The sequence below is a fragment of the Aquamicrobium sp. NLF2-7 genome, assembly GCF_022359935.1.
GTDB lineage: Bacteria > Pseudomonadota > Alphaproteobacteria > Rhizobiales > Rhizobiaceae > Mesorhizobium > Mesorhizobium lusatiense.
Genome location: NZ_JAKSED010000011.1, coordinates 1 through 25,468, shown reverse-complemented (window position 1 = coordinate 25,468; position 25,468 = coordinate 1). Strand labels below are relative to the sequence as shown.

Sequence of the window (25,468 nt, the reverse complement as noted above, 5' to 3'; positions counted from 1 at the left end):
CGCTGAACCCCGTGTGCCTGCCGCAAGAGCTCAGGACGCGAGCGGGAGGGACAGTGCATGGTGACGATGGGACTATTATTGGCGTTGAGCTTCGCCGTATCGTTGCTGGCGCTCGCCTTTCTAATTTGGGCAATCAGCAACCGGCAGTTAAAGCTCGACCAGGAAGACGCCAAGGTCATCTTCGCCGAAGGCGATGAAGGCCATCTCGACAGTCCCGACGCCGAGCATTCAACTGCCAAGCGACATTACTTCGACACCGCCACCTCAGGCATTGACCGCATTTCGACCAAGCCCGTCACCGTGCTTCTGGTTGCTGCGACAGTCTGGCTGATTGTCGGCTCGACCTTCGGTCTAATCGCCTCGCTGAAACTGCACTGGCCGGACTGGCTGTCGGCCTACGCGCCGCTTACGTTCGGCCGCGTCCGCACCCTCCATCTCAACCTCGTCATCTACGGCTGGCTGTCGCAGATTGGCATCGCCTGCATGGTGTGGATCCTCCCGCGCATCTTTCACACGCCGCTGCGCGCACCGCAGCTGCCGATCATTGGTGCAGTTCTCTGGAACATTGCCGTCTGTCTGGGCGCGCTTGCGATCGCCAACGGGTGGACCGATGGCGAAGAATGGCTTGAAATCCCCTGGCAGCTCGACATGGTGCTTGCGCTGGCCGGCGTGTTCTTTGTCATCCCTCTGGTCAAAACGGCCATCGCCCGGCAGGTCCACCATATCTATGTGTCCGGGTGGTATTTCCTCGCCGGCATTCTCTGGTTTCCCTGCCTATTCGTCATCGCCAACATTCCCTACATCCATTCGGGCGTTGAAGAGGCCACAGTCAACTGGTGGTTTGCCCATAACGTGCTAGGGCTTTGGCTGACACCGCTCGGCGTAGGTACAGCCTATTACTTCATCCCGAAGATCATCGGGAAACCGATTTACTCATATTCGGTCTCATTGCTGGGGTTCTGGGGCCTCGCGCTCTTCTACAGCCAGGTGGGCATCCATCATCTGATTGGCGGACCGGTGCCCACCTGGGTTGTGACCCTCTCGATCGTCCACTCTGTGATGATGTTCATCCCGGTAATCGCAGTCGCCATCAATCAGCATGTCACGGTGGCGCGCAATCTCTGGGCACTGAAGGAATCGCTACCGCTACGCTTCATCTCGTTTGGCGCGGTCATGTACACGTTGGCCTCGTTCCAGGGTTCGATCGAAGCATTGCGCTCGGTCAACACCGTCACGCATTTCACGCACTATACAGTTGGACATGCACATCTCGGCGCCTACGCCTTTGTGACCATCGTCATGTTCGGCGCCGCCTATCACATGCTTCCGCGCATGACCGGCCGTACCTTTCAGTGGCCAGCCTTGATCAACGCGCATTTCTGGCTGGTTGTCGTCGGCTTCGCGATCTACTTCTTCGGGCTGTCGATCGGCGGCGTGCTGCAGGGCCTCGCGATGCTCGATGCGAGCCGACCCTTTGCCGACAGCGTCACCGTGACCATACCCTATCTCGAGGCGCGCAGCGTTGGCGGCAGCCTCATGACGCTCGGCCATGTCCTGTTCGCCGTAAACGTGGTCATGATCCTGTTTCCAAGGCCGGCATCGGCAGCCGCGAAGGTGGCGCCCGCAGAATGAACCGCTATCTCCCCCTCTCCATCATCGCTCTCGGTATTCTCGCCTTCGCAACGCTGATGCTGGTCATCGCGCCCGGCATTCAGATCGCCCGTCACGGCATCCCGCCGGAGCTCAAGCCCTATACCGATCAACAGGCGCGCGGCCGTGAAGTCTACGTTTCGCTTGGCTGCGTCTACTGCCATAGCCAGCAACCACGCTCACCCGACCAGGCTCCAGACGGAGTGCGGGGCTGGGGTCGGCCGGCGGTTGCCGCCGACTACACCTATGACAGCCCGCACCAGCTCGGCACGATGCGTACAGGGCCTGACCTCCTCAATGTCGGCGCGCGCCTTCCATCGCGCGACTGGCACCTGACTCATCTTTACCAGCCCCGCGCCATCTTCAGCTGGAGCATCATGCCGGCCTATCCCTTCCTGTTCGAGGAAAAGGGCACGGCTGCACCCGGGGACGTCGTCGTTGCACTTCCGTCAGAATTCGCTCCGAAATCCGGCGTGGTGATCGCAAAGCAGGATGCTCTTGACCTGACGGCTTACCTGCAATCGCTTGATCGCACCTATCCAGCACCCGCCGATGCACTGCGCGACGACGGGTACAACGGACAGGAGGGTGCGCGATGACAACGGACAAGTCTGCCGGCAAGGGCTCCACCGAACATCAAGACGAGAACTTCGAACCCTATGAGTTGCACGGCAAGATGCCATGGCCGCTTATCGCTATTGCGGTAGGGCTTGGCATTTGGGGCGCTGCGACGCTGCTGGATACGCGAGAAGATATTGCTGAGGCACGCAATGAGCGTGTCGCAGAAAGCCGCGAGGCGACAGGCGCCAGCACGGAGCCAGGCGCCGCGCTGTTTGCCGCGCGATGTTCGACATGCCATCAGTCTGACGGCTTGGGCGTTCGCGGTGCGATCCCGCCGCTCGCCGGCTCCGCCTTCGTCGCGCATGGGCCAGAGTTGGTTTCGACCATTCTGCTCCGTGGCATCGACGGATCGATCCGCGTCGGCGATCACAATTTCGACGGCCATATGCCGAGTTTCGCCAGCGTTCTCAGTGATGTCGAGCTTGGTGAACTCGCAACTTATGTCGCGCACAGGTTTGGCCAGTCCACCGAGAAAATCGAAGCGGCGGCCGTCGCCAGGTTGCGCGGCGAGGTGGCGGACAAGGGCAGCTTCAAGGGGGGAGCGGAGATCGCATCATCCTTCCGGCTCGACCTTGGTAGTCAGCCGCCATTTGTGGCGCAGACGACCGTTTCGATGTCTCCGGAGGCCTCGGCGGCAATCTTTACCGGGCGCGGCGAGCAATGGGCCTGCGCCAGTTGTCACGGCGACCTCGGCCAGGGCAAGGCGAACGTCCCGCGCCTTGCTGGTCTTCCGGCCGACTACATCGTCAAGCAGATGAACGACTTCGCGCAGGGGCGCCGTCTGAACGAATCGATGCGTATCGTTGTGGCGTCGCTGTCGGATGAAGAAAAGCGCCAGCTCGGCGAATACTACGCCGGCCTACGTGTGCCATCCAACGCCAAACCGGAGCTCGGCGGTGATCTCGCTCGAGGCGAGGCACTCGCGCTTCACGGCGATTGGAGCCGCAACGTTCCAGCCTGCTTCTCCTGTCACGGGCCGTCGGGCTTTGGCGTCTCGCCGGAATTCCCGGCACTGGCCGCCCAGCACGCCGCTTATACGGCAAGCCAACTGGCGGCTTGGGTAGGCGGACAACGACACAATTCCGCGCTCGACCTGATGGGCCGAATTTCCCGGGAGCTTTCGGACAACGATCGCAGAGCCGTCGCAGATTATCTCGCCTCGCTTCCTCCCGTGCCGGCAGGAGAAAACGCCAAGATCACCAGGATTGGAGAACGGCCATGACCCAGCCAGAAAAAAGCGAATCAGCCAAACCTGCCGATCCCCGAAAAGGGCGCGTCGCGCGAACGTGGATCCACGCGGGCGGAGCGGGTCTGATCGTCGTTGCGCTCGGAGCGCTGGCCTACGAGAGTGGTTTCATTCCCGGTCGACAGGCTGCGCAGGACAAGGCGGGCCACGCCACTGCCGGCTTCTTCCAGCCCCCGACCGACGACGAGATTCCGAACGATCAGTTCGGGGCAGCTGTGCGGCGCGGCCAGGCGATCTTTACGAACACATCGACCAACGCCTCGCAATATGTTGGCAACGGTCTGTCCTGCTCCAATTGCCATATGGGAGCTGGGCGGCAGCCATTCTCGGCCCCTATGTGGGCCGCCTGGGTGCAGTACCCGAAATATCGATCCAAGAACAAACAGATCAACACGATGGAGGATCGGGTCAAGGGATGTTTCACCTACTCGATGAATGCCCAACATTCCGTGAAAGGCGGGCCGCCGCCGGCGGGCGATGATATCTATCGGGATCTGCAAAGCTACTTCTATTGGCTCGCCACCAATGCACCGACCAATGAGGCCCTTGAGGGCGGCGGGTTCGGCAAGGTTGCCAAGACCGCGCTTGGATATTCGCCCGAGCGCGGACAACAGGTCTTTGCGGCGAACTGCGCCGTTTGTCACGGTGGCGATGGCCAGGGCCAGAAGGACATCAATGGACGCTACGTCTTTCCGCCCCTCTGGGGCGCCAATTCATTCAACTGGGGCGCCGGCATGGCCCGCATCGACACTGCGGCAGCCTTCATCAAGAACAACATGCCCCTCTCGCAGCCCGGGCGTCTGACGGACCAGGAGGCTTGGGACGTCGCTGCCTACATCGACAGCCTGGAGCGGCCGAAAGATCCGCGCCAGAAGGGAAAAACGATAGAGGAAACGCGCAAGCTGTATCACGACGGCGACCAGATCTATTACGGTCAGACTGTCGACGGCGTGCTGCTCGGTGTCGGCACGCCGGATCCGGATCGCCCGGTCGGCGCCGTGGACTAAGCGCTTTGCGCCGCCTGTTCGGCGTCAGTGGTATGGCCTGCGGAGGCTGTGCGCGCGGGCTTGAGCGTCACGTTGGCCGGCTCGAAGGCGTCAGCGCCGTCGGCGTGCATCATCTGACCGCCTCGATGCTGATCGACTGGGATGGGCAGCGTCTCTCCATCGCCGACATTGCCGCTGCTGTCTCGCAGGCCGGATACACATTGATCGATCGCCACCGGCCGGAAGAGCTCTCGGCGATTCTGTCCGCAGATATAAGCCGCCTCTCGCTGCGCCTGGCGGTCGCGGTCGTGTCGGGGATGTGGTCGATGGCGCTCGCCATCGTGCTTTATGTGTCTGTTCTCGATCCACGCATAGCGTGGTGGATCGCGTTCGGATCGGGGGTTCTCGCCTTGCCTGTCGTCGTGTGGGCCGGAGCCGGAATCTTCTGGATGGCGTTTAGGTCGATCCGGCTGCGCGCTCCGGGCATGGACCTGCTGATCGCACTCGGCGCTGGCGGCGCCTTCATTCTCTCCAGCCTAGCGCTCGCGGCTGGATCGTCTCATGTCTATTTCGACACGGCGACGATGCTCATCACGCTGCTACTGATCGGTCGCCTCATCGACCTGATGACGCGACGTAGCGCTATCGATGCGCTGAAGGCGCTTGAGGACACTTCCCTTGAAACAGTGGTGAGGCGATCGCCTACCGGCGATGGGTCCATTCCAGCCACGGAGATCGGAATTGGCGACAAAATAGTCGTCGATGCAGGTTCGACTATTGGGATGGACGGTGTGATCGACGAAGGGGACACCCTGATCAATCGCGCTGTTCTGACCGGTGAAAGTCGCGCAATTCATGCCGGCGTCGGTCAGCGTGTCGAGGCGGGCTGCATCAATCTCGAACGTCGAATTGTGGTGACGGTCGATCGTACTTATGGCGATCGCGACATCGATCGCATGGGCGGAGCGGTCGCGTTGGAGCTTGCACAGCGGGGAGCGACGGCGTCACGCGCCGATCGGATAGCGGCTGCGCTCAGTTGGGGAATTCCGAGCCTTGCTCTCGTTACAATGACAGTCCTGCCGTTTTCGGGCATACCCGCCACTGATGCCGTTATCAGGGGGCTTACAGTGCTGGCCGCGGCCTGCCCATGCGCACTGTCCATCGCAGGGCCCCTAGCGCAAGCCCGCGCGGCAGGCATCGCGGCGACGTTAGGCCTTCGCCTGCGCGACCCTGTCGCATTCGAGGCACTCGCGCATGCCGCAACGGCGATCTTCGATAAGACCGGCACGTTGACAGCTGGACGCCCGACGGTCGTCGAGGTCAAACCTGCTGAAGGCTGGGCTGAGGGCGACGTATTGCGTCTGGCGGCACGCGCCGAAACTGGTATCGATCATCCCCTTGCGCGCGCGATCGTCGCACGCCATGGCCGTGAGGAGGGAACGGGAGGGAGGCGCCGGGAGCGTAGCGCCGAGGGTGTCGATCAGGATGGCCGCCGTATCTCCGTATCCGGATTGAGCGCAGAGGACGGGATGACATCGCTTGCCGTGAACCTCGACGACCAGCTGATCGGCAAGTTAAGCCTTGCAGATGCTCCGACCGACGAAGCGCGCGCGACTGTAAATCGCTTGAGCCGGAGCAACATCGACGTCTGGATCGCCTCGGGTGACGCCGCAGGGCCAACACTTAGCGTCTCTACAACGCTTGGCGTTGCTCCGCGCCATGTGCGTTATGGCTGCACGCCCGCCGACAAGGTCGAGTTACTCAAAGCCGCGACAGGTCCGGTTGTATTTGTGGGGGATGGCGTCAATGACGCGCCAGCACTTGCCGCTGCTGATTGCGGCGTCTCGGTCGCCGGAGCCCATGGAGCCGCCGCGCAGACGGCCGATGTGGTCGTCGTCAGAGGTGGAATCACCCAGCTTCTGACAGCGATCGCGCTGTCGCGCCGGATGACGGTGATCGCCCGGCAGAATGTGGGTCTTGCCATCGTCTACAACGTCGTCGCCGTACCGGTAGCGATCACAGGTATTCTCACACCGTCGATGGCTGCGCTGGCCATGCTTGCCAGCTCCGTGTCGGTGGCGCTCAATAGCCTGCGGCTCTCGCGATTACCGGCAACGCCATCGATCGAAGGCTGCGGAGGACGGATCGATGTCCCCGGCGAAGAGCCGGCGGGCCAGGAAGCGATCATTTAACAGCCAGCAAACCCTGCGGGTCGAAGCTCAGATCGGAATGAGCCTCCCCGGCGTCGTTACGGGCGGGGGGCTCTTCGCAAGGTAGGCTTGCAGCGCTTCAATTGCGGACACCGGCATTTGCCCTCGGTCGCGGCCGAACCGACCGGGTACGCCCTGAGCGGTGACGAAAGCCACCTCGTAGGCTGCCTGCGCATGAAGCTTCTCCTCACCGACAAAGATATCGACGACGCGGCTGCCGAACGGGTTCTCGATCTTGGCGAAAATCGTCAGTCCGCAAAAACGTTTGACGTATCCGCCCATCTGACCGAACGGATCCGCGCAGAATGTCCGGTCCAAATTTTGCTCGATCATTGCGCGGATCTCCTCCCCGGTCATCGTGACCGTCGATACGGGCGGATTGACCGGGATGATGTTCCAGAGGTCATTCATCGTGACCTCGCCTGCCGGTATCGGTGCGCCGTAGCGCCAGCCGTTCGAAAAGGCGATGGCGCGTCCGGATGCATCGCACAAGGCGGCCAACAGCAAATCGTCCATGGTGCAGTCGAGGGTCGTATTGCGATGGAGCGCCGTGTCGATGCTGCCGACGGAAATTGAGAGTCGCTCGCGCAACGGCGCCATCACGCTTTCCACAAGCACTTCCATCGCCGGATCGGGCTTGATCGAGTCATCCATGGCAATCAGCTCGTGACGCTCGAGATGAACGCCATCATCGCCGACGCTCAGATCCAGCCGGCCGATGAAGGCACCGTGGCAGCCGGACTGAATGATGATCGCACCATTGGTGACCACCGGCCGTTCCAGCCGGTCATGTGTATGGCCGCTCAGGATGACATCGATCCCCTCAACCAAATCTGCAAGCTTGATGTCTTGTGGCAGGCCGAGATGCGAGAGAACGACGATCAGATCGACCTGCTCCTTCTGGCGGAGTCGGCGGATTTCGCGTGGCAATTCCTTGTCACCATTGGTGAAGCGAAGGCCCTCGCTGAAATGCGGCGGCATGGTCTTGTCAATGATGGTCGCAGCGACACCGATCACACCGATTTTCACGCCGCAGCGCTCGATGACGCGCGAGGCTGCGAACGGACGCCGGCCACTCTTCTTGTCGAAGCAATTGATCGCCAGGACTGGATAATCAAGCCGCTTTGCGAGCGCCTTGAAGTGGGCCGGTCCCCAGGCAAACTCCCAATGCGCCGTCATCGCGTCAAACGCGAGCGCGTTGGTCAGCGGGACCAGTGCCTCGCCCCTTGATGAGACGGCGGCATATGTGCCGTGAAACGTATCGCCGTTGTCGAGGGCGAGAACTGCATGCGGGGATTCCGATCGAACGCCGTTCAGGTAACCGGCGATTCGGGCATAACCTCCAAGAATTGGAAACTGCGGATTGGCACCGTGCCACACCAGCTCAGGGTGTGGCTCCAGATAACCATGCGTGTCGTTGACCTGAAGAAGCGTAATTTTGCGGCGTGTTGTTTCGGCCATTCTGGCGTTCTCCTCCGGCATTCCGTGCCTGAGTAAATCGCCTCCCCCACAAGCTTAAGAGCGGCTTAACAAATGCCTTTCACTCAGCGAATTCGAGCAAAATTGGCCGCGCCACGCACGATCCCGTTCCGCTCCGAGGGCACGTCCGGCCAAACAACGCTCATGAGTGCGCGCTCCGGATCCCCGGCGCCGAACACCGCCTCGATGCTGCGTACGCATAGAACGACGGTGTCATCGGCGAGACTATAATAAACCTGTTTCGCCTGTCGGCGCGTGGACACCAGTTCGGCCTTTCGCAGCTCCGCAAGTTGCTGGCTGAGTGCGGGCTGACCGATGCCGGTCGCCATGTCGATTTCAGTGACTGATTTTTCCCCTTCGAGCAGATGGGAAAGGATCATTAAACGTTGTGGCTGCGCGAATTTGCGCAGCTTCTCAGCGGCGAAATCCGCTTGCGCGCGCGACTGCCAAAGCGTTTTCATGCCTCCCTCCGGCAGAACCAGTCAGCTTCATGCTGAGCCTTTTCATCGGCAGGTTGGAGAAGGGGGTCGCCAGGCTGCCAGTCAACGGGTGCAAGCTTCTCTTCAGAATAGGTTGCCTGCAGGGCCGCAACCATGCGTACCATTTCATCAACAGAGCGGCCGATCGTCAAAGGGTAATGTGTTATCGCACGAATGACTCCCTTCGGATCGATAAAGTAGGTCGCCCGCACCCCGGCGCTGTTTTCAGACGTCTCATCGATCATGCCGTAGGCGCGCCCGACCAACATCGACGGGTCCTCGATGACCGCGAAGGGTATGTCGACAGAAAACAGCTCACGGATAGCTCGGCTCCAGGCGAGATGGGCGTAGAGACTGTCGACAGATAGTCCCAAAAGCGCACAGTCAAGTGCGGCGAACCGATCGTGCGCCTTGGCCAGTGCGACGAATTCCGTCGTGCAGACAGGCGTGAAGTCAGCTGGGTGCGAAAAGAAGAGCAGCCAACGGCCCTTATAGTCGGAAAGCCGCACCGCCCCTTGCGTGGAGCGTGCTTCAAAATCTGGGGCGGCGTCGCCCATTCGCAACGTAGGGGAAGGCAAGCGGGTCGGGGCGTCGTTCATCAAATAGCGATCTCGAAAACGTGATTTTGAAACCATGTTGCATGTCACACGGCTTGACGCAACTCGATTACATAATTACATAGTTAGATATATCAGTAAATTAAAAACCTGACGGTCTGGTTTGGCGGCGCATGGTGCCTGATCCACCGCCAAAGAGGCAAATATGTCGCATGCCTTGCCGACACCCGATAAGGCAGTTCTGAACGGTTCGCGCGATCCCGTGGCCCGACGCGCGCGAAATTCCGTCTCGCCCCGGCTGGCCGCGCTCCTGCAAGTGGTGGCGGCCCTAATCTTCATCCCCCAAGCGGCCATAGTTTCCCTGTCCGTCGGTCGGATCGCGAACGGTGGTGGGATAGCCGATGTGTTGTGGCCGGCCTTCTCCATCGTTGTTCTCGGTTTCGCCAGGAGCTGTCTCGATGCAGCCGGCGGCCGCCTCGCGTTCAAAGCGGCCCGCGCTGAGCTAGGCAGGCGTCGCGCCGCTGCAGTCACGGCCCTTGCCCGGCGGTCGCCGCTCGATCGTTCACGGCCAGCGTCTGGAGAAGCTGCCAGCATCATCGGCGAACAAGCCGAACTGATCGTGCCCTATATCGCCCGGTTTCAGCCGGCGCGCTTCAAGGCGACGGCAGTGCCGTTAGTGATGCTTGTCTGCATCTTTCCCATTTCCTGGATTGCAGCCCTCATCCTGCTGATCGCCATGCCGCTGATCCCGCTTTTCATGGCGCTGATCGGCTGGCGCGCCCAGGCTGCTAGCGAAAAGCAGCTTGCCGCAACCGGCGGCCTTAACGGCTTCCTCCTCGACAGGCTGCGCGGTCTGACGACAATCCGCGCGCTCGACGCTGTCGATCAGACGGCAACTCGCCTACCCAGTACAACCCGACGTGAAGGGCCGTCCGTCAAATAGCTGCTCTTCGCCGGAACCTGTGTTGACAGACCAAGGGCATTCGCGGCACGCGCGCCGGCGATCTGCACCTGAGATCCGGTTTCCCGCGCCAACGCCTGCGCGACATCGTCAGGGGCCGGCGAAAGCGGGCCAAGTTGCGGATGCATCTTGGGGAAGTCGTATAGACCGCGCGCCAGGCGGCGAAGCTTTCCATTCTTCGCCAGACGGGAGAGGGCTTGATCGATCGTCGCCCGCGCAGCCACGTCAAGGAAGTCAGTGGGCGTGAAAACACCGCCGCGTCCGGCTGCACGCGCGCGCTTCATGATACGATCAGGAACGGATATTGATACGGGTTTCATGTGTCAGAAAATAGCCTAGTTTTTTCTGACATTCAATGGCTTCAATTTTGCGGTCGAGGTTCCTGCCTGGGCACGCCCGACACCTCGGCCTGGAAATGCGTTTCGGGGAGGTATCGATAAGCTAATCCCTCCCATCACAGTCAGCCGATCGACCAGGCTTGGTCAATTTCATGGCTCGCCTGCACCAACATCGTCGGTCCAGATATCTTCGCGCAGATCATCCGGTATGACATCTGGTAGCTCGGCTGAACCTAGTTCACCTCTAGAAAGAAGCCCCGCATCCTCCAGCGCTTCCATCTCCGGAAGGTCGCGCAGCGTGTCCATACCGAACGCCGAGAGAAAGTGTGGCGTCGTCACATAGGTGTAGGGTGCACCCGGCGTCGGGCTGCGCGGCCCGGAGCCGATGAATCCAGCGCCGCGCAGATTACCAATCACGTCACGGCTAACCTCCTTGCCAAAAATCTTCGACAGCTCGCCGCGGGTGACTGGCTGGAAATATCCCACCGCCATTAGCACCATCGCCTCGAACTCGGACAACGCCGCCGCCCCTCCCCGCGTGGGCGCCGACGAGGCGCGGATCGTCTCGGCGAACCGCGGCCGGGTTCGATGCTGCCAGCCGCCGGCGACCGAGACCAGTTCGTAGGGCCGGTCTCGAAGCTCCTCGACGAGGTCGTCGATCAGCAGGTCGATGCTGCAATCCTTACCGACCACGCGCGCCAGTGTCTCGCGGCTGACCGGTTCGGCCGAGGCAAAGATCACCGCCTCCACCCGCATCATCCATTCCCTCCAGCGTAGCTCCGGCGGCAGATCCTCGAGCTCCCGATCGTACAAGACCTCTTGCTGTCGCTCCTTCGCTTGACGCCGGTTGGCCTTGGCCGCGCTCGCTCCCGCCATCGTCACAACCCGAAAATGCGGAAGGAGGAGCGGCCGGACAATTCGCGCACAGCATCGAGACTCTCGAGCCGATCGAACAGCCGGTTCGCTGCCCATCGCGACAGGGCGCTGCCCGGCGCCGACGCTGCGATCGCATCATCGGTCAGCAGCTTGCGGATCACCGGATCGGCGCCCTTGGTTCGCACTTTCGGCGCGACCGCCAACAGCCGCGCAGCGCGGCGGTCAATCTCGACGGCGGACCGGAGCGCGGTGTCAACGCCTTCCACCATCGCCAGGCAGATTGCTTTTGGATAGGCAGGCTCTCCCGGTCGAACGCGACCGCGACCACCAATGGTGCGGAAGGCGGACCCGAAGCGCTCTGGCAACAGCAGTGGCACAGGTTTCGGCCAGTTCAGCTTGTGCGCCAGCACGACCTCGGCCAACCCAAGGGCCAGCACTTCGGCGTCCGGGCGAACGGCAGAGATCGCCGTTATCAGGTCCGCCACCGCGAAGGGTGCTGCTCGCCCGGACTGATTTGCAGAATCGACCATGTCGGCGCACGATGCAAGGCTGTCGTCCCAGTTCACTCCCAACAGCGCGGCGACTTCCCTAACGAGGGGAGTGGTAAGTGTCCCGGATCGGCGCGTCAGCATTCGTGTGGCAAGAAACAGCTTGCCGGCTGGACCCGGATCATCGCCTGGTGTCGTGAGCAGGATGGCGTCACGCAACGTGTGTTCGTCCTCGTTGCGGCCGAGCATCCTGGCCGCTATCGCGGCCGATTTAAGGGCAAGGCGATCACGCCAGCAGCCGAGCCATGGCGGATCGGCGCGCATCAGATCATCAAGCGATTTCAGAGCGATACCGGCCGCGAATGCCGCGTCGGACTCGCGGCTGTCGTGAGTTCGTGGCCGCGTCCAGGCCGGCAGTCGGGCTGACCAGGAGGCAGTCGTATCTGTGGTGAGCAAGAAAGAATCCATGCGACGGAGCGTAACTCATGTGCGCGCTTTACACCATCAGAATCGTTTGAAACCGCACGGCTCGTCGCCGATTAATAACGTCCGATAATCTTGCATTATCGGACGTTTTTGTCATTATAGAGAAATGGCCCAAATCGTCGAGCAAAACACCGAAAATCACGTCGAGGAGACCTCAGCGCCGTCTCTCAGCACGGCGGCTGGGCGTGATGTTTCCGCGCTGGAGGTGTCAGGCGCAAGCCCCCTCTCCTCTCTCGCCGGCGGCGACGAGACACCGGCTCATCTCGCCAGCCTCGCCGATCGCGCTCGCGGCTATGTCCAGGCGGCCAGTTCCGCCAACACGCGCAAGGCCTACGCGGCCGACTGGAAGCATTTTTCGGCGTGGTGCAGGCGCTCCAATCTGGCCCCCCTGCCCCCGCATCCGCGAACCGTCGGACTTTACATCACTGCCTGCGCTTCCGGTACGGCTGAACGAGGCGCAAAAGCGAACTCCGTCTCAACCATCGAACGACGCCTCTCCTCGCTCTCCTGGAACTATGCCCAGCGTGGCCTTTCGCTCGATCGCAAGGACCGGCATATCGCCACAGTAATGGCCGGAATCCGCAACAGCCACGCCAAGCCACCCGTCCAGAAGGAAGCTGTCATGGCTGAAGACATCATTGCCATGGTCGAGACGCTCAATCGCGGCTCTCTTCGCGGCCTGCGAGATCGTGCAATGTTGCTCATTGGCTTTGCCGGAGGTCTTCGTCGCTCCGAGATCGTTGGCCTCGATCTGAAGGCCGACCAAACTGAGGACGGGCGCGGTTGGATCGAGATCCTCGAAAAAGGGATGCTTATTACCCTGCGCGGGAAAACCGGATGGCGAGAGGTCGAGGTCGGACGCGGCTCGGCCGATGCGACCTGCCCAGTCGTGGCAATCGAGACCTGGATCAAGTTCGCCAAGCTGGCACATGGCCCACTCTTTCGCCGCGTGAAGGGGCAGGGCAAGGCTGTTGGATCTGAGCGGCTGAATGACAAAGAGGTTGCCCGGCTAGTGAAGCGGGCTGCAATGGCTGCGGGCGTTCGCGGTGATCTTGGCGAAATGGAGCGTACCCTCAAATTCTCTGGTCATTCACTGCGAGCTGGTCTCGCCTCTTCGGCAGAAGTCGATGAGCGATACGTGCAGAAGCAGCTCGGTCATACTAGCGCGGAGATGACTCGCAGATATCAGCGACGACGCGACCGCTTCCGCGTAAACCTGACTAAGGCTTCCGGCCTCTAGTTCGCCCATCCGCTCGCGTGAAAAACCCACAGTATTATGCCATACAGACCTGCGAAGACTCTCGCTTTCCGTACCGCTCACAAATAACCGCACTATGCAAAACCCGCCCTGCAGCCCGTAGTCTCGGCATGACCGCAGTGCTGACCGCAAGGGCCGCAGAATTAAATAGTTGACAGTATCCGCGCTGAACCTGCGGCGTTTCAAACCGTTTGGTTTTGACCGCACGGCAGCACTTATCTCATGGGACGTTACTAGGCCCACAGTTGCCCAATGCGCCAACCAAGATTTTTGGCTATCGGTCATGTTGTCGGATTTCGCTTGTGCAAGCTCTTCAGGAGCGACTCCGACACCTCAAGGCGTGGAGATGATGCAGAAGTTGTTGCTTCGGCAACTGGCGCTCGTTTGCTTGCGTCCAGTTTGGCTCGCAGCAGTGCCATCACCATCGGCCAGGTAGAGAATTTCCCTTCCCGTGCCTTGTCTGTCAGGCTGCGTAGATATCCCCCTGCGCTAGTGATCTGATCCGTACGTTCATAGATCGCTGCCACCGCGATTGCCGCCTGAATCTCACCCATGACCGTTTGGGCATCCCGCCAAGCACTTGGGCTGATGCCGAGCATCGTCCGGCCGAGTTCAGCGGCTGCTAGAAAGTCCCGCCAGTGACGAACTTCGCCCGACTGAACAAGTCCCAGCAGGTTGGGGCATGCATCCAGCACGATACTCAACGGCAAATCTCGTTTCGGCAGACTTCGGACGTTGTCGGTTTCCGCAGCGCCGCCATCCGCTTCATTCTTTTCTCGAATGCTTGGTTCAGATTCAAATATGGATTCGGGATTTGAATTCTGTATGTGGCGCTCAGAATGAGACTCATTGGCGTTCGTATTTTCTGTTTTTGTGAAAGATTCCAATGCCCCACGTATCTCGGCATGAAGTTCCGCCAGTTGCTCGCAGATGCCCTCGATGGCTTGTCTCGGCGCGCTGCGAGGCAGATCCGAGATGATTGTCCTGTAGGTTTGAAGCACTCTGCCCCAGTTGCCTGGCACGCCCTCTTCAATCCCCATATCAATCATTTTAACGATATCGCGCCTCAGCAGCGTCAGACGCTCTCTGGCGATGCGGAACGCCTTCTTCTCTGCTTGCACGGTCTCTGCGAGTTCACGGAGCTCGTCGGCGCGCGCGATGATCGGTGAAAGGTCGAAGCCATAGGCCTGTTCAACATCCCCTGCCCTGCTTCTGCGTGCAAAACGTTTGCCATTCGGACTGTCGCGTCGAATGATCAAGCCGCATTCGACTAAGACGGCCAGATGGCGCCGAAGCGTCGCCGGTGAAATTCCATTGGCGCGCGCCATCAGCTGTTCGTTCGACGGCCAAACGATAAGTTCCCCTTGGGCCGACAGCTCAGTCTCGCGGTGGAACGACAACAACGCGTTGAGGATCGCCAGTGAGCGATCCGTCGCTCCAAGCAGCTCCCGCGCTTCACGAATGTGCTGGAAGACCTGCCACTTGTTAGCGGTTGCCTCCTTAGGCATGGCCTTTGCGGTCGCTTGGCTCGCAATCTGGCCGAGCGTTAGCGTTCGCCGCCCGAAGGGCGTCGTTGAGATATGCGTCTGCATTGTCTTTCACCTATCGCTAGGCAAAAGAAATTAGCTCACCGGAACGACGTTTTCCGTCGCGGACTCTTGACTGCGATTCGTGGAAGTGCGATTCTCTGGGTGCTAACTTGGAGAAGGGCTTCCGAACGCCGGTTTGGGGGCCTTTTTCTTTTGCTTCGTTTCGATCTCCTGCTTCTTCTTTAGTTCGTGCCTATCCGATGCTCTTGCGGTGCTCCGCGTAGAGCCGGGGGACCTCGTTCAAGACGAATTCGGCAAACTCTGGCGAGACCTTGCGATCGACGCTGAGCGTCACCTTCTGCCTTGTTTGAGAAATTTTACCAACTTCGTTGCCTTGGTGAGTGACAGGCACCTCATCCTTCGAAGAAAGCGTGCCGTCCTTGAGAGCTTTAGCGACGGTCTCGAAGCGCTCTTTCGACTTGAGGAGCTCGAATTCGGGACGATTGGCGACGCTCAACGCGTGCTTCACTTGCTGTTTGTCTGATGCCAGCGTGTCTGCCAATGCGATCCAGTTTCGGCGACCGACACCATGCGCAGGGCCGATGGCATCGACCAACTCCCCGGGTATCTTCGCCGCCACAGCCAGCATATTGGAAAGATCACTCTTATAGATTGCCAAGGCCGACATAATCACATCACGCGGAAACTGCTTTTCAAGCCGCTGGGCGAAGCGAACTTTCTCGATGTAGGAGAGGTCTTGTCGCTCGTTGTTCTCCTGCCCCTGCGCAATCACCAGTTCCTGGTCGGACATCGACCTGACGACAGCCTTAACCGGCCGCGCCAGCGCCACCGCAGCGCGCAGTCGGCGATGACCAAATGCAACTTGATATTTCGCACTGTCGTCGGGATGGGGCCGAACTAAAATCGGAACTTGTTGTCCCTCGCTTCGGATTGAGTCCACAAAGCCACGAAAGGCTTCATCGTCGGACACCATTCGGTCTGGGATAAACGAAGGTTCTACATCGGCCGTATCGAGTTCGACGATTATCTGCCCCGAGAGGAGCTTCTTTTCAATTTCATCCGCTCGCTTCGAACGCTCGCTGAGTTCACCGAGGGACTGACCTAGGGCACCAACCGGCGTGGAATCGATGGGATCGGTCAGATCAGGTGAACCAATAAGGGGACGCAGCCGTGACGGCCGGCGCTGCCCTTGCTCTTCTGGCGAAGCGGCAGTCTCTGTCTCGCGACTTTGATCCGCCGGCTTATGCGACAGGTTACCAAAGATCTGCTTCCGACTCATGCCGCTCTACCCCATGCTTTCTTGATCAGGGTCTCAATCTCAGCATTTACACTCTCTACCGACTCCAACGCTCTGTCGTAGGTTGACCGTGTGAACTGACTTCTCTCAACCTCGAAAATAGTTTGGTTGGTAAGACCTGCGTCCGAAATCGCCGTGCTTTTGAGCATCGGATGATTGAGGACGTGGTCGCCAAAAATCGAACGCAAAAAGGCAACCATCTGGTTTTGCGGACCATCGCTCGGTTCAAAGCGAGTCACCAAGTACTTCATCCATAGATATTGCGACGATGCTCCTGCCCTGCTGATTTCTTCAAGGAGATCGCCTGTCATAGCCAGGAACTGTCCCATTGACATCACGTCCAGCATCTGGGGATGAATGGTTATCAGAACCGACGTCGCAGCAGTCAGCGCTGACATCGTCAAAAATCCCAGCTGCGGTGGGCAATCGATCACCACGACATCGTAAAGCTTTTGGACTTGTGAAAGCGCCTGCCCGATGCGTGCAAAGAACAGAGTGTCCCCTGGGGCGCGAGTCATTAGGGCCTTTGGCGTATCGTGCTCAAATTCCATCAGCTCGAGGTTGCCCGGCACCAGATGGAGATCTGGAATGTAGGTTGCTCTCACGATCTCAGCGATCGGGCGCTTTTCACCGTCGTACCGGATCGCTCCGTAAAGCGTTTCGTTTGGGCCAACATCGAGTTCGGGTTGATGTCCAAACAGCGCAGAAAGGCTGGCTTGCGGGTCGAGGTCGATAGCGAGGACGCGGTAGCCACGAAGAGCAAGGTACTGAGCGAGGTGGGCTGTCGTCGTTGTCTTTCCGGACCCCCCCTTGAAGTTCATCACGGTGATAACTTGGAGTTGCTCAGAGCCGGAGCGCCATGGCAAGTACCGCTTATTTCCCCGCGTCCCACTATCCAGTGTTTTTCGAATCTCATTGATCGCATCGACTGAGTATGTACGGCGCCCCCCCGCAGAGACGTTACCAACGTCCGGCATTTCGCTCGCTACCTGCCGGAGATACCCCTCTGTGATACCAATAAGCTTTGCGGTCTCGGCCGGCGAAAAATTGCGAATTCCTTTTTCTGCGTGTGGCGGAAAAGTGCTTGCGTGGTGCGCCTGAAGTTCGGAGGACAGCGCTGCAGAATGACGCTGAATGAGCGTCTTGAGTTCATCGGTCACGTCAGTTGATTTTGGCGCTTCAGCAGTGGTCTCCATAAGGTTCTTCCATTCTTGCGGCAGTTGCGGAATATTTACGAGATTGCGAAAAAATCCGCAGGTAAGAGGACTATGCCCGATTCTCTCCGTTCTGCAACAAAATAAGGGTTAACGAGTTCTTAATGCCCTCCTGGCGGCGTCTAGGATTGCAGTTAGCCGCGGCTAACCGGCTTTCTCGGACGCCGCAATGCGCTGTATTAGCAACTCGCTGACATCTCGTGTTTCGCTCGGTCCTTGCGTCAAGGCATCGATCATCATCGCTGAGGTGCAAGAGGATTATATGTGCCGTGTGTACGCCGCCATTCGGACGGCATCTTGAAAACACTCGACCAAATGCCGGCGCCTGCAGCCTTTGCCCTGGCCTCAATCTCACGATAGCCGGGCGGAGGATGCTCCTGCGCCGGCACTGCCAGGACAAACATCCCCTCCTCCAGCCCAGCTGCTGCTATGTCCGTCCCATCAACGTAGCACTGAGCACGATACCCACCTCCTTGAAGAACACGCGTCGGCCGGCACTCGACCTTCCTGACCAATGTGCGAGAAGTGAGCCACGCAGTTGCCACTGCGCCACATGGCCAGCCCTCCAGCGTAATCCGACGCGCACCAGCCACCAACTTCACGACGGTGTTTGGCTTTACTTCATCTGTACTGCTCATCCCGGTCTTCTCCCGAAACGGCATGCAGGATCGTTCGCCGAAGTGGCGTATCGCCTTGACAGAAATTTTCGGGTTTGCGATTATCCAACATGTACCAGTTGGGGTTCTCGCCAAAGAGCCCGATCACGAAATCCGAACTTCGTTGAACCAGCCTCGGAAGCGCCAACTTCCGGGGCCGTTCCGTTTTTGCCGTATAGCCTCTCCATCACACAGGTTTATCTACGCAAAACGAATCAGTAAGCCCGCCAAAGGTCACTGAGTCGCCGTGCGAAGTATGCTTGCGCCATTAAGCGTGAGCAATACTGTGCGTTTTTACCATGTAATGAAAGAGTTTTCGTACGATCGATCTACCGGATTGGATCGGTCAGGCGCCGTACACGCCCTGCAGTTTTTCGAAGATTTCCGGCGCGATCTCATACTGCCGCGCCTTGCCACGACCTATGGACGTCCTCCCCCAGGATTCCTTTAAGAGGCCTCGGACGACTAGTGGATCAATCGCTTCCTGGGCCGCTTTCCTTGTCATTCCAGTCACTTCGGTGACATTGGTGATAGTCAGCGCGGTATCCGCTTTTTGCAGCGTGTACAAAAGATTCATCATCCCGAGCTGGCGAAGACGCGAATTAGGCGTCTCGTCCGGCAAGGGCTTTGACATGATCTCGTGCGTAGCCAGGGTCGCAAAAACCGTGTTGTGCCAGCGTTGGTTCAAAGGGCTTGGCATCTTCTTATCTATTCGTTATCGTGCAGTATGACAAGGTGGTAAAGCCTCGCAGGCGAATAGCCGGTCGGAAGGCAAACGAGGGTCTGAGCATGAAGAATGCAGTCATTCGGGCACTTTCCGCTATTGCGATTGGTGTTTCATTGTACACGTTTTCGTCCCCCATTGCGCGAGCGGATGACTGGGGTTGCCAAGTTCTCCTTTGTCTTTCTAATCCAGGCGGCGCAACACAGTACGCCGAGTGCCGCCCCCCGATCGAACGGCTGTGGTCGCACTTAGCGAAAGGACGGTCTTTCCCTATCTGCAGCGGCGTCGGTTTCACGGCAACGAAGCCACGGTATGAGCCGTACTATTGCGATGCCGGCTTCCGTCTCGTCACGCGCCAAGATGATCGCGGCGTTGGCCAAATGGGATGCGTTTCCACCGAGCTACAGACAGTTAGTGCCGATCAGTGCAGCAACAATGGCAGCGGTCGCCATTCCGGCGCTGTTGGGGCCGGTCGATGGGATTTTTCGGACGGCAAGCGCGTTTGCAAAGCTTATGTGACGGCGCGCCCGCATGTCCGCGAACAACCCCGCTACATCGACCTGACGATCGACGGCGCAGGCCAGCAACGAGTCTGGTTCTAGCCCATGCCGGTAGCCTTCCTTGATCTCGCCCAGCAATGCGCTCCGCAAATCGCCACGGAAACAATAGCCGCGGTCATAAGCGTCGAGAGCGGCTTCCACCCCTTCGCCATTCGAATCAACACAGACCGTCCGCTCGTCGAGCAGCCTAAAACCAGAGCTGAGGCGATAGAGACAGCGACTGCCTTGATCGCCGAGGGTCACGATATCGACTTGGGACTCGGCGGGATCAATTCTGGAAATCTGGGTAGGCTGGGTCTGTCCGTCAGCGACGCCTTCGACTTCTGCCTCAACATCAAGGCCAGCGCAGCGCTGCTTGACGGCTACTACCAAGTCGCTTTCCAGGATGGCGCAACAAAGACACAGGCTGAAGCCGTCATGCTGCGAAGTTATTTTGGCAGTGGCGACCCCTCTGCCGGCGAAATGGTGGGTTACGACAAAAGAGTATTGGCGGAGCGAAAGCGGCTGTCCAGTCAACTCGCGACCATCGAGATTGTCGAGGGACAGGTGCAAGCGTTGCCCACGCGCGAAGGGGCAGGGGGCTCGTCAGCTTCAACAACTGGCGGCAGCTCGCCAGAGAAGGTTCAGCCAGGGTCTCAGATCCCTGCGCCGAGGTGGGATGTCTTCAATGCGGGGCGGCAATCCTCCGTCCTCGTTTTTTCCAACGAGCAAAAGGAGTGATGAGCACATGACCCTAACGGCGCGTATCAGGTCGGCCGCGGCAATCGTGACAATGGCAACGGTGTTTTCGCTAGCCTTGATCGAGCCGAGTTTCGCCCAGGCAGGTGGCATCGAAAGCGTCCTGCAGAATATCGTCAATATGCTGACCGGCAACGTAGCGCGCCTGCTAGCAATTATTGCTGTGATCATCGTCGGCATCGCGTGGATGTTCGGCTACCTCGACCTGCGCAAGGCGGCGTTTGTCGTTCTCGGCATCGGAATCATCTTTGGCGCGACCGAGATCGTCAACATGATCTCAGGAGGAGGTTCATGAGCGAGAAGAATGCCCTCGAGGAAGATACGTTGTTCCTGGCCTGCACGAGGCCGGCAATGATCGGGGGCGTTACGATGGAGGCGATGGGGATCAACATGATTTTTACGACGATCCTCTTCATCGTCGCCGGTTCAGTCGCCTATGCCCTCGTGGGCGTCGTATTTCATTTTATCTTCAAGGCGGTCGTCAAGCACGATCACAACATGTTCCGCGTGCTGCTTGGTTGGATGGAGACCCGGGGGAGGGCGCGCAATACCGGGGTTTGGGGTGGAGCTAGCCTTACTCCGATGAAGCTCGTCCGGCGCTATGACGAAAGGGATATCGGCTTTGCCTAGCATCGCGATCGTCAAGAGCCGGGAGCTCGAACCGGAGACCTTCATTCCTTACACTCGCCACGTCGATGAAAGGATCATCGCGCTCGATTCGCGTGCAATGATGGTGATCAACCGCCATGAACCCGGGGATCCTGCGGAAGGTCCGGGCGCTGACTTCGCTACACGCCCAGCCAGGCTGACCACGCGCTGAAATCAAGCTGCGTCTCTGGCGCACGATAGCAGGAAGGCGGCCGGCAACCGCGCATCCAGCTCTCGTTTCACACGGGATCAGCGTCCGAGAGAGAGACGTTCGTGCAGGCGGGGGACACCCAGCGGCAGGCCTTGGTGTCCTATCGTTGACACGACGATCGACCGGACGGGAACGGGTGACCCGGATCGAAACGGAAAACGTCTCGCTTCAGGGGACCGCGGTGAGATCGGTCTGCCGGAACTCGTCGGCCGTGGCAAGAATTGGCACCGCGAAATATTTCGCGCATGCGTAATGCAGGCAATCGCCGAGGTTGAGACCATGGCGCCCGGAGCGATACCGTTGTGCGGCGGAGAGCGCCAGCTTTGTGGTTTCGGACGCGGGCGGCAGATCCCTAATTTCGATGCCGCGCTCGTCAAGAAACTCGACCACGATCGGCTCAACCTCGGATACGGCGAGAGCGAACTTGTCGGGGCGCGCAAGACCAAGGACCGCCTCCAGTACGGCGACCGGAGAGGTAAATGCACCCTTCCCGGACGCGAGCGCATCGGAGACGCGCTTTGCTTCCGGCTCGTCGGACATCACGGCAATGATCGCGCACGCGTCGACGAACATTATTTCGATTCCCACATCTCGTCGAAGGCCTCGCGCGGAAGCGGCTTCTTCGCCGCCTTGCGCAGCGCCACCCCATGCTTCTCACGAAGACGCGCCGCGGTCTGAAGCGGGCTTTCGGCAACACGGCGGCGCTCGATCGCCTCCTTCATGGCGATGACGATCGCGTCGGTGATGCTCACACCGGCCATATGGGCGAACCTGCGCGTGAGTGCGTCCGCCTCCGGATTGTTGACATTGATCGGCATGGAGCCTCCATGTAGATAATTCTTCCAGAGAATGTAGATGCCCTAGTCTACATTCGCAAGGTCCCTGATCTGGAAGGGAGCTGGCTCGTCTCCGGCGTCTAGCGCGAGAACAACGCTTCTCCGCGCTCCTAGGGCGGCGAGCGGTCGATGGACCTGGTGCGTCGCATTTCAGGATCATCGGACCGGCCCCATATCACCTTGCTTCGTCCCCGCCGCCCGGATCGTGAATCGGTCCCACTTCTCGATTGACCGATCGTGACCCAGCCGTCGAAGCGGTTGAGATTACCGCTGTGCAGGACCGAATCCTGATAACTGACGGCCCACTGGCAACCACGGGCAGCAGTGATCGCCGGAAAGACGAAGGATCGCCAAAGACGGAGCCCGACACCGCATAGGTCGGGCTTGGCGGCGCAGAGGCGGGCGAGCTCGATCGCATCGTGCCGCGTAAGGCCGCCAACGCGCTCACGCATGAGTGTGTCGGCCGAGACAACGGCGAGCAGCTGGCCTTCATGGCGCAAGCCGTGGGACCAGCCTTACGTCGGGTGGCGGATTTCGCCCATCCTGTGTCCCCACAAAATGAGATGAGCGTTGAGCTCGTAGCGCGCGATAGGCTCGAATGTTATAGGCGTGGATCCGGGGTCATACACCGCACATGCCCTCGCACTCGTTCGGCCAGAGATCGAGTTGGCCGCGGTCGGTGGCCGTCGAGAGATCGACGTCCTCGAGCGGAACGCATGATCGATGCAGGTAAACCTCGCCACGGATACTCCGCAGTCCGGTCCGAAGGGACCGATCGACCTCGACGGCATCCTCCCAGGCCGCCGCGTCGCGTTCGCGCATCGATCGCCACATGGCGTTGCTGTGAAACGGGCAGCCGATACATGAGCTCTTTGGCGCATCGGGATAATCGTAGCGGCGCAACCAGGCGAGGCAGTCTCGTCGGCTCATGCGTTTTTCGATCAGCGGAAAACGCTTGATCTGCCACGCTTCGAAGCTCGGCTTCGCGCGAACAATCTCGTCCGTCGAGATGCCTATCCAGCATTCCACCACTGGAAAGGAAGGAGAGCGTTTGCGCGTCAAGTCCGCGAGCTCACGCACTTTCCGACGGATCGGGACAATTTTATAGTCAGTCGTGCATTGACGCCGGATCATGCCAATCGAGACCGTCTCACTCGTCGTCCGGCGGGTGGCGACTTCGATCAGCTCGCCTTCGTCGTTCTCGTCGAAGACAGGAACATCCGCACCCGCCGGCGTCACGGTCTTGGCGAAGGCGGGTATCGAGGCCCAGCGGTTGCCTTGCCCGGCCGCGATCAGCTGCTCACGAATATTCCCGGCCGAGACGATATGGACCGGGAACGGGAGAACATTGGGAGACATCAGCCATGCGAGATGATCGTAGACGGCCCGCGGTTCCCAGCCGGTGTCTGCAAAAATAGCGCAATCGGGCATTGGCCCGATCTCGCCATGGGCCGCCATCAGGGCGAGGGTGGTCGATTGCACGCCGGCGCCGAGCGAAAGCGCGCGCAGGCGAAGCGGGGAAGGCTCGGTGCCCTCCCCCATGGTGTTCGGAGCGTGCAACATCATGCTGCCTCCGCGACCTGTGCCGCGCCCGGCTGGAGTTCGTGCATGTAGTTGACGGCGCGCTGGGCATGGGCAGCCGCGGCGAAGATGAACCGCTTCTCGTTCTTGAGAATTTCAAGCCAACTCGCCAGGTAGCTCGCATGATCGGGCCTTGGCTCCAATTCGGGAACGATGCCAAGGTCGGCCGCCAAAAAGCAGCCGCCCAAATCAGCCACGAGCTCCTCGTGCGCCCTGAAGGAGCGATCCTTGTGATAGCGGGAGAGGTTGCGATCAAGCCGCTTTTCCGAGCCGACCCAATGGGTTAGCTCATGTCCCAAGGTTGCATAGTAACTCGGCGCATCGCGAAAGCTCTCGAACGGCGGCATTTGCACGATATCGAGCGCCGGATTGAAGAAGGCCTTGTCGCCACCGTGCCGGATCACCGCTCCGGTATTGGCAAAGAAGGCATCTGCGTGCTCGACCCGCTCCACCGGATCGTGCGCAGGCGCGGGATTGCCATAATACTGCGCCGGCAGGTCCTCGATCTGATCGGCGCAGAACACGGTGTAGGCCTTAAGGAAGGGAATGCCGCGCTCGACCTCCTCCCCGCGCGCATCGGTTTCGGTGCGCGTGAAGCGGCTGGCGTAAACCACCATCGAGCCTGTCTCGCCCTTGCGGACATGTCCACCCAGCTCAACGCTCTGCTTGAACGTCATCCAGGTAGGCGAGACATAGCCCTGCGCCACACTCTCCGACCAGAGAAGCAGCGTATTGATGCCCTGGTAGGGCAGACCATTATGGCGCAGCGGCCGTGTGATGCGACCCGCAGTATCCCCGGCGTTCCAAGGCTGTACCCAAGGACGAACGCCCTTCTCCAGATCCGCGACGATGCGGTCGGTGATTTTCGCGTAGATATCGACGCGGGGTTTGTTTTCTTTCCTGCTCATTTTCAAAAACCTCCATTCGAGGCCGCGCCAGTCGCGGCCGTCACGAGGTCCGCACGCGCAGGACCGCAGGTCCGCGAACCCGCAGATGAGCAATCGGAAAGAAGAGAGATGTCGCAGGATGGGCCGAAACGCAGTGAAGGACGGCGCAGCCGTTTCGCGGGACGAGGACCGGAGCAGGACCAACATTCGTGACGGCCGCGACTGGCGCGGGCCACAATGTCTATTCCTGGTGTTAGGTTTGGATCATGAAGACATGCGAAGAGGCCGGCGTCCACAAGGACACCAGCCTGATTGGGTAGGAAATCGGGCGGAGCCGAAGCTCCGCCCGTTGGCGATCAGCCAAGTGCCGCCATCTGGAGATCGGCAGCATGCCGGCTGACGTTCTGGCCGGGGTTCTCGACCTGGCGCTCGTAGGGCTTCCAGCTTTCGCCGACGATGTGCTCGTAGGCAGCAATGGCACCCTCGGCCGCCATGCGCAGGGCGTGCGACTGAAGACCCATGTCGGCAGCGAACTCACGCTTGCGCTGCGCGTTGCTGTCGAAACCGACCGGACCGTCGAGGTCCTCATCGCGGATGTCGTTGGCGAGCTTAGCCGTGGCATCTTTCGCCTCGGTTACGGCCTTCGAGTAGAACTGGCCAGCTCCGTAGGCGGAGCCGACATAGGAGCCGACGATCCGCTGCAGGTGGATTTGCATAGCCTTGTCGGAAAACCCCTCGGAGAGGGTGTCGGCGCCTTCAATCAGGCTGCGCTGGTGGAACTCGCGGATGCCGTCGCTGTCGAGGACAGGGAGGCCGAAGCTTTCGGAGATGAGGGAGGCCTGGTTGCCATCCGGGCAGCAGAGCCGGACCATTTCGAGGGTCGTGCCCTTGCGGAGGGCGACGACGCGGGCCTTGGAGTTGGTGGAGCGGG

23 protein-coding genes and 3 pseudogenes are annotated in these 25,468 nt (G+C 60.0%); 11 read left to right on the top strand and 15 right to left on the bottom strand.

From position 1 onward, the window contains the following. Positions 1-57 precede the first annotated feature (57 nt). From MIC97_RS24675 to MIC97_RS24655, 5 genes are read left to right on the top strand one after another with little or no spacing between them, the layout of a single operon-like run. A complete protein-coding gene (locus MIC97_RS24675; protein ID WP_239802520.1) occupies positions 58-1,632 on the top strand; it encodes a cbb3-type cytochrome c oxidase subunit I in 1,575 nt (524 codons plus the stop codon). Continuing rightward, positions 1,629-2,249: a cbb3-type cytochrome c oxidase subunit II gene (locus MIC97_RS24670; RefSeq protein WP_239802519.1), complete on the top strand. Its 621-nt coding sequence runs from the start codon at positions 1,629-1,631 to the stop codon at positions 2,247-2,249. Before MIC97_RS24675 ends, MIC97_RS24670 begins: the two co-directional genes overlap by 4 nt. Continuing rightward, a complete protein-coding gene (locus MIC97_RS24665) occupies positions 2,246-3,493 on the top strand; it encodes a c-type cytochrome (RefSeq protein WP_239802518.1) in 1,248 nt (415 codons plus the stop codon). The genes MIC97_RS24670 and MIC97_RS24665 overlap by 4 nt, the downstream gene beginning before the upstream one ends. Next, positions 3,490-4,524 carry a c-type cytochrome gene (locus MIC97_RS24660; RefSeq protein ID WP_239802517.1) on the top strand — a complete coding sequence of 345 codons (1,035 nt, stop codon included), beginning with the start codon at positions 3,490-3,492 and terminating at the stop codon, positions 4,522-4,524. Before MIC97_RS24665 ends, MIC97_RS24660 begins: the two co-directional genes overlap by 4 nt. 5 nt (positions 4,525-4,529) lie before the next feature. After that, positions 4,530-6,695: a cation-translocating P-type ATPase gene (locus tag MIC97_RS24655; RefSeq protein WP_239802516.1), complete on the top strand. Its 2,166-nt coding sequence runs from the start codon at positions 4,530-4,532 to the stop codon at positions 6,693-6,695. Between the two features lie 27 nt (positions 6,696-6,722). Here the strand turns inward: MIC97_RS24655 and MIC97_RS24650 are convergent, their stop codons facing one another. The 3 genes from MIC97_RS24650 to MIC97_RS24640 all read right to left on the bottom strand — a co-directional run bounded on the left by MIC97_RS24650 (position 6,723) and on the right by MIC97_RS24640 (position 9,270). Beyond that, positions 6,723-8,174, bottom strand: a complete 1,452-nt coding sequence (locus MIC97_RS24650; RefSeq protein WP_239802515.1) for a bifunctional metallophosphatase/5'-nucleotidase — start codon at positions 8,172-8,174, stop codon at positions 6,723-6,725. Positions 8,175-8,257: 83 nt separating this feature from the next. Beyond that, positions 8,258-8,653, bottom strand: coding sequence for a metalloregulator ArsR/SmtB family transcription factor (locus MIC97_RS24645; protein ID WP_094538739.1), 396 nt, complete (start codon positions 8,651-8,653; stop codon positions 8,258-8,260). Beyond that, on the bottom strand, positions 8,650-9,270 hold the full coding sequence (locus MIC97_RS24640) for a peroxiredoxin (RefSeq protein WP_239802514.1): 621 nt from the start codon (positions 9,268-9,270) through the stop codon (positions 8,650-8,652). The genes MIC97_RS24645 and MIC97_RS24640 overlap by 4 nt, the downstream gene beginning before the upstream one ends. A gap of 199 nt (positions 9,271-9,469) precedes the next feature. Between MIC97_RS24640 and MIC97_RS24635 the strand changes: the two are divergent. Then, positions 9,470-10,132, top strand: a pseudogene (locus MIC97_RS24635) (ABC transporter transmembrane domain-containing protein); the annotation flags it as partial. On the opposite strand, the pseudogene MIC97_RS24630 reads toward MIC97_RS24635, so the two are convergent. From MIC97_RS24630 to MIC97_RS24620, 3 genes and pseudogenes are all read right to left on the bottom strand, one after another. Beyond that, positions 10,123-10,473: pseudogene (locus MIC97_RS24630) on the bottom strand (DUF6088 family protein); the annotation flags it as partial. The pseudogenes MIC97_RS24635 and MIC97_RS24630 overlap by 10 nt on opposite strands. 204 nt (positions 10,474-10,677) lie before the next feature. After that, positions 10,678-11,403: an SMC-Scp complex subunit ScpB gene (locus MIC97_RS24625; protein ID WP_239802513.1), complete on the bottom strand. Its 726-nt coding sequence runs from the start codon at positions 11,401-11,403 to the stop codon at positions 10,678-10,680. A gap of 2 nt (positions 11,404-11,405) precedes the next feature. Beyond that, positions 11,406-12,359, bottom strand: coding sequence for a DUF1403 family protein (locus MIC97_RS24620; RefSeq protein ID WP_239802512.1), 954 nt, complete (start codon positions 12,357-12,359; stop codon positions 11,406-11,408). A 124-nt stretch (positions 12,360-12,483) separates the two neighbouring features. Here MIC97_RS24620 and MIC97_RS24615 point away from each other — a divergent pair, with 124 nt between their 5' ends. After that, positions 12,484-13,617: a site-specific integrase gene (locus tag MIC97_RS24615; RefSeq protein WP_094538752.1), complete on the top strand. Its 1,134-nt coding sequence runs from the start codon at positions 12,484-12,486 to the stop codon at positions 13,615-13,617. 299 nt (positions 13,618-13,916) lie between these two features. On the opposite strand, the gene repC is transcribed toward MIC97_RS24615, so the two are convergent. The 4 genes from repC to MIC97_RS24595 form a co-directional block, all read right to left on the bottom strand. Further along, positions 13,917-15,227: a plasmid replication protein RepC gene (repC, locus tag MIC97_RS24610; protein WP_239802511.1), complete on the bottom strand. Its 1,311-nt coding sequence runs from the start codon at positions 15,225-15,227 to the stop codon at positions 13,917-13,919. Between the two features lie 190 nt (positions 15,228-15,417). Continuing rightward, on the bottom strand, positions 15,418-16,464 hold the full coding sequence (gene repB / locus MIC97_RS24605; RefSeq protein WP_239802510.1) for a plasmid partitioning protein RepB: 1,047 nt from the start codon (positions 16,462-16,464) through the stop codon (positions 15,418-15,420). After that, on the bottom strand, positions 16,461-17,678 hold the full coding sequence (gene repA / locus MIC97_RS24600; RefSeq protein ID WP_239802509.1) for a plasmid partitioning protein RepA: 1,218 nt from the start codon (positions 17,676-17,678) through the stop codon (positions 16,461-16,463). The genes repB and repA overlap by 4 nt, the downstream gene beginning before the upstream one ends. Positions 17,679-18,698: 1,020 nt before the next feature. Then, positions 18,699-19,052 (bottom strand): MarR family transcriptional regulator, encoded by a 354-nt coding sequence (locus MIC97_RS24595; protein ID WP_094538761.1) that lies wholly within the window; start codon positions 19,050-19,052, stop codon positions 18,699-18,701. 89 nt (positions 19,053-19,141) lie between these two features. On the opposite strand from MIC97_RS24595, the gene MIC97_RS24590 reads away from it, so the two are divergent. From MIC97_RS24590 to MIC97_RS24575, 4 genes are read left to right on the top strand one after another with little or no spacing between them, the layout of a single operon-like run. Beyond that, positions 19,142-19,678 carry a hypothetical protein gene (locus MIC97_RS24590; protein WP_239802508.1) on the top strand — a complete coding sequence of 179 codons (537 nt, stop codon included), beginning with the start codon at positions 19,142-19,144 and terminating at the stop codon, positions 19,676-19,678. 3 nt (positions 19,679-19,681) lie between these two features. Continuing rightward, positions 19,682-20,356, top strand: a complete 675-nt coding sequence (locus MIC97_RS24585) for a lytic transglycosylase domain-containing protein (RefSeq protein ID WP_239802507.1) — start codon at positions 19,682-19,684, stop codon at positions 20,354-20,356. Positions 20,357-20,363: 7 nt separating this feature from the next. Beyond that, entirely contained in the window at positions 20,364-20,669 is a 306-nt protein-coding gene (locus tag MIC97_RS24580; RefSeq protein ID WP_094538764.1) for a TrbC/VirB2 family protein, read from the top strand. Continuing rightward, positions 20,666-21,004: a type IV secretion system protein VirB3 gene (locus MIC97_RS24575; protein WP_094538765.1), complete on the top strand. Its 339-nt coding sequence runs from the start codon at positions 20,666-20,668 to the stop codon at positions 21,002-21,004. Before MIC97_RS24580 ends, MIC97_RS24575 begins: the two co-directional genes overlap by 4 nt. Before the next feature lie 397 nt (positions 21,005-21,401). Here MIC97_RS24575 and MIC97_RS24570 read toward each other — a convergent pair whose 3' ends face one another. The 5 genes and pseudogenes from MIC97_RS24570 to MIC97_RS24550 all read right to left on the bottom strand — a co-directional run. Beyond that, entirely contained in the window at positions 21,402-21,806 is a 405-nt protein-coding gene (locus MIC97_RS24570; RefSeq protein ID WP_239802506.1) for a type II toxin-antitoxin system VapC family toxin, read from the bottom strand. Beyond that, on the bottom strand, positions 21,806-22,051 hold the full coding sequence (locus MIC97_RS24565) for a type II toxin-antitoxin system VapB family antitoxin (protein WP_239802505.1): 246 nt from the start codon (positions 22,049-22,051) through the stop codon (positions 21,806-21,808). Before MIC97_RS24565 ends, MIC97_RS24570 begins: the two co-directional genes overlap by 1 nt. A 639-nt stretch (positions 22,052-22,690) precedes the next feature. After that, entirely contained in the window at positions 22,691-23,632 is a 942-nt protein-coding gene (locus MIC97_RS24560) for a hypothetical protein (RefSeq protein WP_239802562.1), read from the bottom strand. Then, a complete protein-coding gene (locus MIC97_RS24555) occupies positions 23,632-24,558 on the bottom strand; it encodes a zincin-like metallopeptidase domain-containing protein (protein ID WP_239802504.1) in 927 nt (308 codons plus the stop codon). Before MIC97_RS24555 ends, MIC97_RS24560 begins: the two co-directional genes overlap by 1 nt. Before the next feature lie 335 nt (positions 24,559-24,893). Continuing rightward, a pseudogene (locus MIC97_RS24550) lies at positions 24,894-25,468 on the bottom strand (hypothetical protein); the annotation flags it as partial.

Coding starts and splice junctions, on each gene's coding strand:
- MIC97_RS24670 (WP_239802519.1), top strand. CDS start 1,629: ATGAACCGCTATCTCCCCCTCTCCATCATCGCTCTCGGTATTCTCGCC.
- repC (WP_239802511.1), bottom strand. CDS start 15,227: ATGCAGACGCATATCTCAACGACGCCCTTCGGGCGGCGAACGCTAACG.
- MIC97_RS24675 (WP_239802520.1), top strand. CDS start 58: ATGGTGACGATGGGACTATTATTGGCGTTGAGCTTCGCCGTATCGTTG.
- MIC97_RS24560 (WP_239802562.1), bottom strand. CDS start 23,632: ATGTTGCACGCTCCGAACACCATGGGGGAGGGCACCGAGCCTTCCCCG.
- MIC97_RS24590 (WP_239802508.1), top strand. CDS start 19,142: ATGAAGAATGCAGTCATTCGGGCACTTTCCGCTATTGCGATTGGTGTT.
- MIC97_RS24640 (WP_239802514.1), bottom strand. CDS start 9,270: ATGAACGACGCCCCGACCCGCTTGCCTTCCCCTACGTTGCGAATGGGC.
- MIC97_RS24555 (WP_239802504.1), bottom strand. CDS start 24,558: ATGAGCAGGAAAGAAAACAAACCCCGCGTCGATATCTACGCGAAAATC.
- MIC97_RS24620 (WP_239802512.1), bottom strand. CDS start 12,359: ATGGATTCTTTCTTGCTCACCACAGATACGACTGCCTCCTGGTCAGCC.
- MIC97_RS24615 (WP_094538752.1), top strand. CDS start 12,484: ATGGCCCAAATCGTCGAGCAAAACACCGAAAATCACGTCGAGGAGACC.
- MIC97_RS24570 (WP_239802506.1), bottom strand. CDS start 21,806: ATGTTCGTCGACGCGTGCGCGATCATTGCCGTGATGTCCGACGAGCCG.
- MIC97_RS24665 (WP_239802518.1), top strand. CDS start 2,246: ATGACAACGGACAAGTCTGCCGGCAAGGGCTCCACCGAACATCAAGAC.
- repB (WP_239802510.1), bottom strand. CDS start 16,464: ATGAGTCGGAAGCAGATCTTTGGTAACCTGTCGCATAAGCCGGCGGAT.
- MIC97_RS24625 (WP_239802513.1), bottom strand. CDS start 11,403: ATGGCGGGAGCGAGCGCGGCCAAGGCCAACCGGCGTCAAGCGAAGGAG.
- MIC97_RS24585 (WP_239802507.1), top strand. CDS start 19,682: ATGCCGGTAGCCTTCCTTGATCTCGCCCAGCAATGCGCTCCGCAAATC.
- MIC97_RS24650 (WP_239802515.1), bottom strand. CDS start 8,174: ATGGCCGAAACAACACGCCGCAAAATTACGCTTCTTCAGGTCAACGAC.
- MIC97_RS24565 (WP_239802505.1), bottom strand. CDS start 22,051: ATGCCGATCAATGTCAACAATCCGGAGGCGGACGCACTCACGCGCAGG.
- MIC97_RS24575 (WP_094538765.1), top strand. CDS start 20,666: ATGAGCGAGAAGAATGCCCTCGAGGAAGATACGTTGTTCCTGGCCTGC.
- MIC97_RS24595 (WP_094538761.1), bottom strand. CDS start 19,052: ATGCCAAGCCCTTTGAACCAACGCTGGCACAACACGGTTTTTGCGACC.
- MIC97_RS24580 (WP_094538764.1), top strand. CDS start 20,364: ATGACCCTAACGGCGCGTATCAGGTCGGCCGCGGCAATCGTGACAATG.
- repA (WP_239802509.1), bottom strand. CDS start 17,678: ATGGAGACCACTGCTGAAGCGCCAAAATCAACTGACGTGACCGATGAA.
- MIC97_RS24645 (WP_094538739.1), bottom strand. CDS start 8,653: ATGAAAACGCTTTGGCAGTCGCGCGCGCAAGCGGATTTCGCCGCTGAG.
- MIC97_RS24660 (WP_239802517.1), top strand. CDS start 3,490: ATGACCCAGCCAGAAAAAAGCGAATCAGCCAAACCTGCCGATCCCCGA.